Origin of the sequence: Terrisporobacter sp. (assembly GCF_017888745.1) — a bacterium.
In the GTDB taxonomy this organism is placed as follows: Bacteria; Bacillota; Clostridia; order Peptostreptococcales; family Peptostreptococcaceae; genus Terrisporobacter.
In genome coordinates this window covers 1-11,879 of the sequence record NZ_JAGHFM010000112.1, presented here as the reverse complement: position 1 = coordinate 11,879, position 11,879 = coordinate 1, and the positions used below count along the sequence as shown (strand labels likewise).

Sequence of the window (11,879 nt, the reverse complement as noted above, 5' to 3'; positions counted from 1 at the left end):
TATGGTAGCAATGATAAAAGGGACTTTTAAAACATTATGTTATCAATTTAAAACACCTGGTGAAATTGCAACTCATTTAAATAAAATATTATATGATGAATTTGATAAAATGGGTGTATTTGCTACGGCGTTAATTAATGTAGTAGACACTAATGAAAATATACTATCTGTTTCTAATGCTGGACATTATAGCCCTATTATAATAGATAAAGGTGGTGAAGTTGTAGAATCCTTAAACTGTAAAAAGGGTATACCAATAGGGGTTTTACCAGATATAGAATACCATAGTAATACATTTAGTATTAAAGATTATCCGATGGTATTTATGTTTACAGATGGTACTCTTGAAATAAAAAACACTGCAAAAGAAGAGTACGGATTAGAACGACTTAAAAATTTTGTGAAAAATAATTATAAATATACTAGACAAAAAATTGTTGAAAACTTGAAAAAGGAAACTGAAGAGTTTTCAGGAAGTGATAATTTTGAAGATGATATATTAATACTTATGTTAAAAAACAAATAGGAGGAGTTCATGGAAAAAAAAGATCAAATTATAATAATTAACGGTAGTCCAAGAAGAAATAAAAACTGTAATAAAATAATAAAAAATATTATAGAACAATTTGAATTAAATAGTATAGAGTATGAGCTACTTAATCTTTATGATATGGATATAGATTATTGTAATGCTTGTGGTTTTTGTGATAAAAAAGGCTATTGCAGAATAAAAGATGATATGACTCCTATTTATAAAGATTTTGATAATTCAAAAGGGACTATTGTAGTAAGCCCAACATATTTTAGAAGCGTATCAACAAAAGTAAAAACATTAGTAGACAGAACTCAAGCTATTTATTCAAGTAAATATATACTAAAAAAACCTTCTATAGATACTAAAAAAGATCGCAGGGGAATGTATATAGCTGTAGGTGGAGAGCCACCTCATGAAATACAATTTTTAGGTGGACAGCTAGTAATGGATATATTTTTTAAGTGCATAAATACTAAACTAAATTATAATATTTATATGAGTAATAGTGATGAAGTTTCATACGAAGAAAATGAAAAATTCAGAAATGATCTTGATAATGCTATAGAAAATTATATAAAAGAAATAAAATCTATATAAAGAGCTTTTTAGCTCTTTTTTTATGATAATAGGTAGTTATAAAATATATTATATTGATAATATGACTTATAAAATTAGATAGTAATTAGATTTTTTATGTCTTTTTTTACTTCATTTTGGTAAACTAAGAAAAGAAAAAATTTGATTTAAAAGGAGAATACAGATGTTAAGGTATTTAACTAGCGGTGAATCTCATGGACAAAGTTTAATAACAATAATTGATGGGATACCATCTAATATAGAACTTAATATAGAAGATATAAATGAAGAACTAAAAAAACGTCAAGGTGGATATGGACGTGGCGGAAGGATGAAAATTGAAAAGGATAAGATAAATATTATTGGAGGAGTTAGAGGTAAGAAGACTCTTGGAAGTCCTATATCTTTTGAAATTAAAAATAAAGATTATGAAAACTGGTCAAAATATATGGCGCCAATGGAAGATATATATTCACAAGAAAAGGCTGTTGAAAATGTAAGACCAGGCCATGCTGATTTAACAGGATGTTTAAAATATGATTTTACTGATGCAAGAAATGTATTAGAAAGATCTTCTGCAAGAGAAACAGCTTCTAGAGTAGCTGTAGGAGCTATTTGTAAACAAGTACTTAAAAACTTTGATATAGATTTTGTATCACATGTAATTCAAATAGGTGATGTAAAAGATACTAACTTATATGATTTTGATTTTATAAAAAATAATGTAGATAACAGTGAAATCAGATGTGTAAATCATAATATAGAAAAAGATATAATAAAAAAAATAGATGAATGTAAAAAAGAAGGAGATACATTAGGTGGTATTGTTGAAATAAGGGTTAAAAATTTAATACCAGGCCTTGGCTCATATACTCATTTTGATAAAAAAATAGACGGGAATATAGCTATGCATTTAATGTCTATTCAAGCAATTAAGGGTGTTGAAATAGGACTTGGATTTGATGTTGCTAGCTCTAGTGGTTCAAATATAATGGATGAAATAGTTTATGATGAAAATGGCATAAAAAGAAAAAGTAACAATTTAGGAGGTATAGAAGGTGGAATGACTACTGGAGAAGAGTTGATAATACGATGTGCTATGAAACCTATACCAACGCTATACAAGCCATTAGATACTATAAATATAAATACACTTGAAAAATATAAAGCTAGTGTGGAGCGTTCGGATTCCTGTGCTGTTCCTGCATGTAGTGTAGTTTGTGAAAATGTTGTTGCTTTTGTTATTTGTAAATTTTTCTTAGAAAAAATAGGTGGGGATAGTTTTATAGACTTAAAAAATAATTATGATTCATACATAAAAAGGTTAGGTGATAGAGGTTGGAAAGAATAATAAATAATACTTGTAAAATATATATAGATGAAGGTTATAGAAGTTTTCAAAAATGTTTATATGAAGTTTGTAATTTAAATTCTATAGAAGAATTAAATAAAAAATATGATGCTTACTTTGTTATATGTGATTATAATACATATAATTATCAATTATATAATATGATGACTCACTTACATGGAAGCTATATTTATGAATATATTATAAATCCAGGAGAAGATTCAAAGTCATTAGAAGATTATGAAAGAATCATTACTTATTGTAAAAAAGTAAATTTAAGCAGAAAATCATTAATAATAGCTCTTGGTGGTGGAGTAGTAGGTGATTTGGCTGGATTTGTTGCTGCTACATACATGAGAGGTATAGACTATGTTCAAATACCTACATCTTTACTTGCTCAAGTTGACTCATCAATAGGGGGAAAAACAGGTATTAATTTAGGAAATAGTAAAAATATAATAGGTGCTTTTCATCAACCAAAGATGACTTTTATAAATGTGGAGTCTTTAAAAACTTTGCCAGAAAAAGAGTATTTAAGTGGTATGGGAGAAGTAATTAAATATGCACTTATAAAAGACTATGATTTATTAAACTACTTAATTGATAATTATGAAGATATACTAGATATAAAAACTTCTACAATGATTAATATGGTAAGAAGATGTGCACAAATTAAGGCTGATATAGTTAATGAAGACGAAAAAGAAGGGGGACTTAGAAGAATATTAAATCTAGGTCATACTTTCGCACATGGTATAGAAAAATTATGCAATATTAGCCATGGAGAAGCTGTGACTATAGGCATAAATATGGCATTTAAATTATCTTTAAGAAAAAATTTAATTGAACCAGAATACTATAACAAGTTTTTAGAGTTATGCGAAAAATTCCAGCTTCCACTTAACTTTAATTATGAAGATGAAAAAGAAATATTTAATATAATGAAAAATGATAAGAAGAATAGTTTTAATAAAATTAATTTAGTCCTTCCAGTAGGAAAAGGAAACGTAGAAGTAGTTGATAATATAGAAGAAGATTTAATAATAGATGTAATAAAGGAGTGCAAAAATGCTTAGAGGAACCTTTGAATTAATAGGAGACAAATCCATATCTCATAGAGCAATAATGTTATCATCTATTTCTAAAGGAAATAATAAAATAAGTAATTTTTTAATGGGACAGGATTGTTTAAGTACTGTTAATTGCTTTAGAAAAATGGGTGTAGATATAGATATAAGAGATAAAGAAGTTTTTGTAAAAGGAAAAGGATTAAGAGGATTAAGTGTTCCAGATAGTATTTTAGATGTTGGTAACTCTGGAACTACTATAAGGTTAATGATGGGAATATTAGCAGGACAAAATTTTGAAACTACCATAATAGGAGATCAATCTATAGGTAGAAGACCTATGAAAAGAGTAACAGCACCTTTAAGAAGTATGGGAGCTATTATAAATGGAAAAGAAGATGCTAATTATACACCTATAACTATAAAAGGTGGCAACCTAACGAGTATAGATTATTATATGCCTATATCATCAGCACAAGTTAAGTCATCATTAATATTAGCTAGCTTATATGGAAATGATACAAGCATAATTCATGAAAAAAATAAAAGTAGAAATCATACAGAAATCATGCTTAAATCTTTTGGAGCTGATATAGAAGTAAATGATTTAGATATAAAAATAAATCCTATAGAAGAACTTTATAATAGAGATATATATGTACCAGGAGATATTTCTTCTGCAGCATTTATAATTGTTGGAGCATTAATTACTAAGGGATCAGAAGTGCTAATAAGAAATGTTGGTTTAAATGATACAAGAGTGGGAATTATAGATGTGATTAGAAAAATGAATGGAGACATTGAAATAGTAGAAGAATATGAGATTTGTGGAGAAAAAGTAGGTAACTTACTTGTAAAATATAGTCCTAACTTGATAGGTACTACAATAGACAAAGATATTATTCCAAGATTAATAGATGAAATTCCTATAATTGCAGTTTTAGCGACTCAAGCAGAAGGTGATACTATTATAAAAGATGCAGCAGAGTTAAAAGTTAAAGAAAGTAATAGAATAAAATCCGTCGTAGATAATTTAAATAATATAGGAGCTACTGTAATTGAATTAGAAGATGGAATGATAATAAAAGGAAAAAGCAAATTACAAGGGGGAAAAATTTTAACTTATGATGATCATAGAATTGCAATGGCATTTTCTATTGCAAATTTAATTTGTGAAAAAAATATTTTATTAGATAGCGACAAATCTATTGATATTTCTTTCCCAGGATACTTTAATTTATTAAAAGAATTATCAAAATAATTAATAGAGTTTGATTTTGCATAAAAATTTATGTATAATTGAATTGCAGAAATAATAGTGACTGATTAATAAATATGTATTAAATTTTTGGAGGTTATATTTATGAAATTACCAATAGCATTATCAAATAAACATATACACTTAAGTCAAGCTGATGTTGACGTTTTATTCGGACAAGGATACGAGTTAACTCACAAAAAAGATTTATCTCAACCAGGACAATATGCTTGTGAAGAAATGGTAGAAGTAGTAGGACCAAAGGGAAGTACTAAAATGAGAGTTCTTGGACCAGTTAGACCAGAATCTCAAGTAGAAGTATCTTTAGCTGATGCTAGAGGTTTAGGATTAGTAGTTCCAGTTAGACAATCAGGAGATGTTGAAGGAACTCCAGGATGTAAATTAGTAGGACCAAAAGGTGAAGTGGAATTAGAAAGAGGAGTTATAGTTGCTTCTAGACATATCCACATGAGCTTAGAAGACGCTGAAAAATTCGGTGTTAAAGATAAAGATATAGTTTCAGTTCAAACTGAAGGTGAAAGAGGTCTTTTATTCAATAACGTATTAGTTAGAGCTAATGCTGCTTTCAAATTAGAAATGCACGTTGACTTAGAAGAAGGAAATGCTGCTGGAGTTAAAAATGGAGAATTAGTAACTCTAGTTAAATAATTGTTTAATATAAAAAAGTATGCATGTTAAATGCATACTTTTTTATTGGAATCAAACTACATGTTATTGTTTTTTATATAAATATAATTTTCAATATATTAATTTTGAGCAGTGAGCGAAGCGATTTTTTTATGTATGAAATATTATAAAAATAAAAAAGCTAAGAGTAAACTTTATCTCTTAGCCAATTACATGTCAACTTCAATAAATTTTTCTTTATTTTCAATAAGATTATAGTTTTTAGAATACATTATACCAAACTTATACATTTCTTTTAGCATAGGAATAATATTATTTCCTAAGTCTGTTAATCCATATTCCACTTTAGGTGGAAAAACAGGATAAACATTTCTATAAATTAATCCATCTTCTTCAAGGCTTCTAAGTTGATTGGTCAACATTTTTTGAGTTACATTAGGTAATTTTCTTTTTAAATCACTAAATCTTAATGATCCTCCACAGAGATACCATAGTATTAGAATTTTCCATTTCCCTGAAATTAATTTATGAACTAATTTCATAGGACAAGTTTCATATTGCTTACAATCTTTTTTATTATGACATGCATCATGAAAGTTAATCTCATTAATACCCATTAATCGCACCCCTAAATAATTATTAAAACTAATATCACCGCAAGTGTGATTATAACACTTAGTTAAAGTAAAAAGCAAGAAGTTAGAAATTTATTGTATGTTGTGTATAGTATACTTTTTGATACTACGTATAAAAATAGTGCCTTATTGATATAAAACTATAAGAGTACTACTATATAAATGTAAACAAAGATGCAAATAATAATATAAAATTTTTAAAATTATATTAGTAGTTTATTTATTTTTTGAATATTTATTTTTTTAAAGTAAAAAACTATATCTAGATAAACATTATTAAGAAAATAAAGGAAACTCTTCTTTAAAAAAATATTTATATGTGTTAACATAATAGTGAAAGTATATTTATTAAAAATATATCACTTTCATCATAAATATAATTACACATATTTATGAAAGAGAGAGGAAATATTACATAATATAAAAGGAGTTTAACTATGACAAAAAAGATTGCTAATATGATTGACCACACAGTATTAAAAGCTTTTTCAAGCAAAGAGGATGTAATAAAAGTTTGTAATGAAGCTAAAGAATATGGGTTCTTTTCAGTTTGTATAAATCCTACACATATTGAACTTGCTAAAAAAGAACTAGAAGGAAGTAATGTAAAAGTTTGTACAGTAATAGGATTCCCTTTAGGTGCAAATACTAGTGAAGTAAAAGCTTTTGAGACAAAAGATGCTATAGCAAAAGGTGCTCATGAAGTTGATATGGTTATAAATATAGGAGCTTTAAAAGATAAAAATTATGATTTAGTTTATAATGATATAAAAGCAGTTGTAGACGCTGCAAATAAAGAAGCTTTAGTGAAAGTAATAATAGAAACTTGTTATTTAACTGATGAAGAAAAAACAATAGCATGTGAACTTTCAGTAAAAGCTGGAGCAGACTATGTTAAGACATCGACTGGATTTGGTACAGGCGGATCGACTCCAGAAGACATAAAACTAATGAGAGATGTAGTAGGACCAAATATTGGGGTTAAAGCATCTGGCGGTGTTAGAACTACTGAAGATGCTATTAAAGTTATAGATGCTGGAGCATCAAGAATAGGAGCCAGTGCATCTATAGCAATAGCTACTGGAAAAGAAACAGATATAGTAGGATACTAAAATATAAATGTAATTTTAGGAATAAAAACTATCCTATTTAAATAAAAATTGTAAGGTAGTCTATATTATTATGTTGTAAGGAAATTTTAACCATTAATTGTTAATTTGATTAACTTACTATAAAGTGGGTATTAAAAATAAAGTAATACTTAATGTTAAATAAAAACTTAACAAAATAAAAAACTTTTTTATTTAATTAAAAATAAGCGTTAATTTTATAAAGGACTTTAACTTAATATGTAGAATATTGTTAAATAAATGGGAAAAAGTGTTTTATAAAACGAGCTAGTACTTATGAATTGACAAGATTGATAGTTTTATAAACATACTATAATATAAAATGTATAGTATTTAGGGTAAAATTAAGGAGGAAACATAAAATGGCTAAATTTATGAAAACAGTTGATGGAAATACAGCTGCTGCTCATGTTGCTTATGCTTTCACAGAAGTGGCTGCTATATATCCAATAACTCCATCATCAACTATGGCAGAACTAGTTGACGAATGGGCATCTCAAGGAAGAAAAAATGTATTTGGACAAAAAGTAAAAGTTGTTGAAATGCAATCTGAAGCGGGAGCTGCTGGAGCATTCCACGGTTCATTACAAGCAGGAGCTTTAACTTCTACTTTTACAGCTTCACAAGGTTTATTATTAATGATACCAAATATGTATAAATGTGCTGGTGAATTATTACCAGGAGTATTCCACGTTACTGCACGTGCATTAGCTTCACAAGCATTATCTATATTCGGTGATCATCAAGACGTTATGGCAGCTAGACAAACTGGTGTTGTTATGCTTGCTTCAGGATCAGTTCAAGAAGTTGCTGATATAGCACCTGTTGCACATATGTCTGCAATAGAAGGGTCATTACCATTCTTACATTTCTTCGATGGATTCAGAACATCTCATGAAATCCAAAAAGTTGAATTAATGGAAAATGAAGACTATGCTAAATTATTAGATAAAGAAGCAATACAAGCATTTAGAGATAAGTCATTATCTCCAAATAACCCGGTAACAAGAGGTACAGCTCAAAACCCTGATATATACTTCCAAACAAGAGAAGTTTCTAATAAATACTACAATGATATAGTAGGAATAGTTGAGAAAAATATGGCAAGAATGAGCGAAATAACAGGAAGAAAACATAGCTTATTTGATTACTATGGAGCAGAAGATGCTACACATTTAATAGTTGCTATGGGATCTGTTACAGAAGCTTTAGAAGAAACTATAGATTACTTAAATGACAAAGGTGAAAAAGTTGGTTTAATAAAAGTTCATTTATTTAGACCATTCTCTGCAAAACATTTCTTAGACTGTGTGCCTAAAACTGTTGAAAGAGTTTGTGTATTAGATAGAACTAAAGAACCAGGTGCTGTAGGAGAGCCATTATATCTAGATGTATGTAATGTATTTGCTCAATCCGAAATGTCTCCATTAATAGTAGGTGGAAGATATGGATTAGGATCAAAAGATACTACTCCAACTGATTTAAATGCAGTATTCCAAAACTTAAAATCAGAAAAACCTAAAAATGGATTTACTATAGGTATAGTAGATGATGTAACGAATACATCATTAACAGTAACAGAAGAAGTTAAAATAAAGGCTCCAGGAACTGTAAGATGTAAATTCTGGGGACTTGGATCAGATGGTACTGTTGGGGCTAACAAACAAGCGATAAAAATTATAGGAGATCACACAGATAAATATGCACAAGCATACTTTGACTATGATTCTAAAAAATCTGGTGGTATAACAATGTCTCACTTAAGATTTGGTGATCAACCAATAAGATCAACATATCTTTTAGATGAATCTGATTATATTGCTTGTCATAATCAATCATATGTATTTAAATATGATTTATTAAAAGGATTAAGAAAAGGTGGTACATTCGTACTTAATACAATATGGGATGCAGAAGGATTAGAAGCTAATCTTCCAGCAGACATGAAACAATATATAGCTAAAAATGACATACAATTCTATACATTAAATGCTGTTAAAATAGGTCAAGAAATAGGACTTGGAAATAGAATAAACATGATATGTCAAGCTGCGTTCTTCAAACTAGCTGATATAATACCAGTTGAAGATGCTGTTAAATACTTAAAAGATTCTATCGTAAAAGCTTACGGTAAAAAAGGTGAAAAAATAGTAAACATGAACCACCAAGCTGTTGATGCTGGTATAAATTCATTAGTAAAAGTAGAAGTTCCAGCTTCTTGGGCAAATGCTACTGATTCACACAATGATCCTAAAGTTGAAGAACCTGATTTCATAAAAAATATATTAAGACCAATGAGTGCTCAAAAAGGTAATGATTTACCAGTAAGTGCATTCTTAGGATATGAAGATGGAACATTCCCATCAGGTACTGCAGCTTACGAAAAACGTGGAATAGCAGTAAATGTTCCAGAATGGGATATAGAAAAATGTATACAATGTAATAGATGTGCATTTATATGCCCACATGCATGTATAAGACCTGTTCTTGTAAATGAAGAAGAATTAGCAAATGCTCCAGAAGCATTTGAAGCTAAAAAAGCTACTGGTAAAGGATTAGAAGGATTACAATATAGAATACAAGTATCTCCAATGGATTGTACAGGATGTGGAAACTGTGCAGATGTATGTCCAGCTAAAGGTAAAGCTTTAGTAATGAAGCCTCTTGACACTCAAGATGTTGAAATTGAAAACTGGGCTTATGCAGTAGATCCAAATAAAGTTTCACCAAAAGGTGATGTAATGAATGTTAATACTGTTAAAGGTTCTCAATTTAGACAACCATTAATGGAATTCTCAGGTGCTTGTGCAGGATGTGGAGAAACTCCATATATTAAACTTGTAACTCAATTATTTGGACCAAGAATGATGATAGCAAATGCTACTGGATGTTCTTCAATTTGGGGTGGATCAGCTCCATCAACACCATATACTACAAACCACGAGGGTAAAGGTCCATCTTGGGCTAACTCATTATTCGAGGATAATGCAGAATATGGATTAGGTATGCATTTAGGTGTTCAGCAAATAAGAGAAAAATTAACTTTAGATATAGAACAACTAGTTGCTAATGCTTGCTGTGAAGAAGGAAGAGAAGTATTACAAAACTGGTTAGATAATAAAGATAATGGTGAAGCTTCTGTTGCTGCAAGTAAAGCTGTTGTCGAATTAATAAACAAAGTTGAAACAGATAATGAGGAAGTTAAATCATTAATAGAATCAATAAAAGAAAGAGAAGATTACTTAGTTAAGAGATCTCAATGGATTCTTGGTGGAGATGGATGGGCTTATGACATCGGATATGGTGGATTAGATCATGTTCTTGCATCAGGAGAAAATATAAATGTTCTTGTATTTGATACAGAAATTTACTCAAATACAGGAGGTCAATCATCTAAATCTACTCCAATTGCTGCTATGGCTAAATTTGCTGCATCTGGTAAGAGATCTAGAAAGAAAGACCTTGGAATGATGGCTATGAGTTATGGTAATGTATATGTTGCTCAAGTAGCTATAGGTGCTGACTATAACCAATTTGTTAAAGCTGTAGTTGAAGCAGAAGCTTATGATGGACCATCTCTAATCATAGCATATGCTCCATGTATATCTCATGGATTAAAAGAAGGTATGGGTAGAAGTATAGCTAATGAAGAGCAAGCTGTTAAATGTGGATACTGGCATTTATACAGACATAATCCAGCTCTTAAATTAGAAGGTAAAAATCCATTCTCACTTGATTCAAAAGAACCAACTGAAAGCTTCAGAGAGTTCTTAATGAAACAAGTAAGATACTCAGCTATAGCTAAGCAGTATCCAGATGAAGCTGAAGAGTTATTCACAGCTGCTGAAGAATCTGCTAAAGATAGATTAGAAAGCTATAAAAGATTAGTTTAATAATATAAATTATAAAACTAAAGATTTTAATATATAAATGGTGGACTATTATAGTCCACCATTTTTTATTATAAAAATTTGTAAATTTTACTTTTAATAAATATTCTACTGAATTTATGAAAACAAAAAATATTGATATTGAAATATTTCACATTTTTGTAACTATATTTTACATAATTTAGAATATAATATAATTATTATAAATTATGATTTATAATTTTATAAAATATTAGTTGAGTGAGGGAAAATATGTGGAATAGAAGTGAATTAAAAGAAAGAGGAAAAATTAATTTTAAGAAATCCTATTGGAAATCTGTGTTAGTATGTATAATATTACTATTTCTACCAGTGGGAATGGGAGGTGGAGGAAGTAGTGCGAGTTCCTCTACAAGTTCTTTTATAAATAATCAAGTCAATAATGATTATGATGGAGACCAAATTTATGATGAATATTCAGGTAATGAAACATTTGTTGAAGAAAATATAGAAACTTTCTTCAATACTTTTACACCAATATTTATGATAGTGGCTGCCGTAGTATTTATTGTTGGTATTTTAATTAAGTTGCTTGTGGCATATCCATTACAAATTGGGGCAAATAATTTTTTTATGAATATGAGAGAAAGAGACGGTAGTTTAGATAGCTTGATTTTCATTTACAAAAGTGGAAAACTAAAAAATAGTATAATCACAATGTTTATGCAAGAATTTTTTATATTTTTATGGTCTTTACTACTGCTTATACCGGGAATAATAAAATCTTATGAATATAGAATGATACCATAT

General features: G+C 28.8%; 9 protein-coding genes and 1 pseudogene. 9 read left to right on the top strand and 1 reads right to left on the bottom strand.

The features are described from left to right. From J7G74_RS05600 to pduL, 6 genes are all read left to right on the top strand, one after another. A partial coding sequence (locus tag J7G74_RS05600; protein ID WP_297132920.1) for a PP2C family protein-serine/threonine phosphatase occupies nt 1-526 on the top strand: 526 nt, incomplete at its 5' end. A gap of 9 nt (nt 527-535) precedes the next feature. Continuing rightward, the gene (locus tag J7G74_RS05595; protein WP_297132918.1) at nt 536-1,132 is read left to right on the top strand and encodes a flavodoxin family protein; all 597 of its coding nucleotides are present in this window, start codon (nt 536-538) and stop codon (nt 1,130-1,132) included. Nucleotides 1,133-1,295: 163 nt separating this feature from the next. Continuing rightward, the gene (gene aroC, locus J7G74_RS05590) at nt 1,296-2,462 is read left to right on the top strand and encodes a chorismate synthase (protein WP_297132915.1); all 1,167 of its coding nucleotides are present in this window, start codon (nt 1,296-1,298) and stop codon (nt 2,460-2,462) included. Continuing rightward, the gene (gene aroB / locus J7G74_RS05585) at nt 2,450-3,538 is read left to right on the top strand and encodes a 3-dehydroquinate synthase (RefSeq protein WP_297132913.1); all 1,089 of its coding nucleotides are present in this window, start codon (nt 2,450-2,452) and stop codon (nt 3,536-3,538) included. The genes aroC and aroB overlap by 13 nt, the downstream gene beginning before the upstream one ends. Beyond that, a complete protein-coding gene (gene aroA / locus J7G74_RS05580) occupies nt 3,531-4,790 on the top strand; it encodes a 3-phosphoshikimate 1-carboxyvinyltransferase (RefSeq protein ID WP_297132910.1) in 1,260 nt (419 codons plus the stop codon). The genes aroB and aroA overlap by 8 nt, the downstream gene beginning before the upstream one ends. A gap of 102 nt (nt 4,791-4,892) precedes the next feature. Next, nucleotides 4,893-5,456, top strand: coding sequence for a phosphate propanoyltransferase (gene pduL, locus J7G74_RS05575; RefSeq protein ID WP_297132907.1), 564 nt, complete (start codon nt 4,893-4,895; stop codon nt 5,454-5,456). A 188-nt stretch (nt 5,457-5,644) separates the two neighbouring features. Here the strand turns inward: pduL and J7G74_RS05570 are convergent, their stop codons facing one another. Next, nucleotides 5,645-6,052 (bottom strand): winged helix-turn-helix transcriptional regulator, encoded by a 408-nt coding sequence (locus J7G74_RS05570; RefSeq protein WP_297132904.1) that lies wholly within the window; start codon nt 6,050-6,052, stop codon nt 5,645-5,647. A gap of 455 nt (nt 6,053-6,507) precedes the next feature. Here J7G74_RS05570 and deoC point away from each other — a divergent pair, with 455 nt between their 5' ends. The 3 genes and pseudogenes from deoC to J7G74_RS05555 form a co-directional block, all read left to right on the top strand. Continuing rightward, complete coding sequence (gene deoC, locus J7G74_RS05565; RefSeq protein WP_297132902.1) at nt 6,508-7,182, top strand: deoxyribose-phosphate aldolase; 675 nt, start codon at nt 6,508-6,510, stop codon at nt 7,180-7,182. 380 nt (nt 7,183-7,562) lie between these two features. Further along, complete coding sequence (gene nifJ, locus J7G74_RS05560) at nt 7,563-11,093, top strand: pyruvate:ferredoxin (flavodoxin) oxidoreductase (RefSeq protein WP_297132900.1); 3,531 nt, start codon at nt 7,563-7,565, stop codon at nt 11,091-11,093. Between the two features lie 249 nt (nt 11,094-11,342). Then, nucleotides 11,343-11,879: pseudogene (locus J7G74_RS05555) on the top strand (DUF975 family protein); the annotation flags it as partial.

What these genes read in the sequence shown, in the direction of transcription:
- aroA (WP_297132910.1), top strand. Translation starts at nt 3,531, where the DNA reads ATGCTTAGAGGAACCTTTGAATTAATAGGAGACAAATCCATATCTCAT.
- pduL (WP_297132907.1), top strand. Translation starts at nt 4,893, where the DNA reads ATGAAATTACCAATAGCATTATCAAATAAACATATACACTTAAGTCAA.
- J7G74_RS05595 (WP_297132918.1), top strand. Translation starts at nt 536, where the DNA reads ATGGAAAAAAAAGATCAAATTATAATAATTAACGGTAGTCCAAGAAGA.
- nifJ (WP_297132900.1), top strand. Translation starts at nt 7,563, where the DNA reads ATGGCTAAATTTATGAAAACAGTTGATGGAAATACAGCTGCTGCTCAT.
- J7G74_RS05570 (WP_297132904.1), bottom strand. Translation starts at nt 6,052, where the DNA reads ATGGGTATTAATGAGATTAACTTTCATGATGCATGTCATAATAAAAAA.
- deoC (WP_297132902.1), top strand. Translation starts at nt 6,508, where the DNA reads ATGACAAAAAAGATTGCTAATATGATTGACCACACAGTATTAAAAGCT.
- aroC (WP_297132915.1), top strand. Translation starts at nt 1,296, where the DNA reads ATGTTAAGGTATTTAACTAGCGGTGAATCTCATGGACAAAGTTTAATA.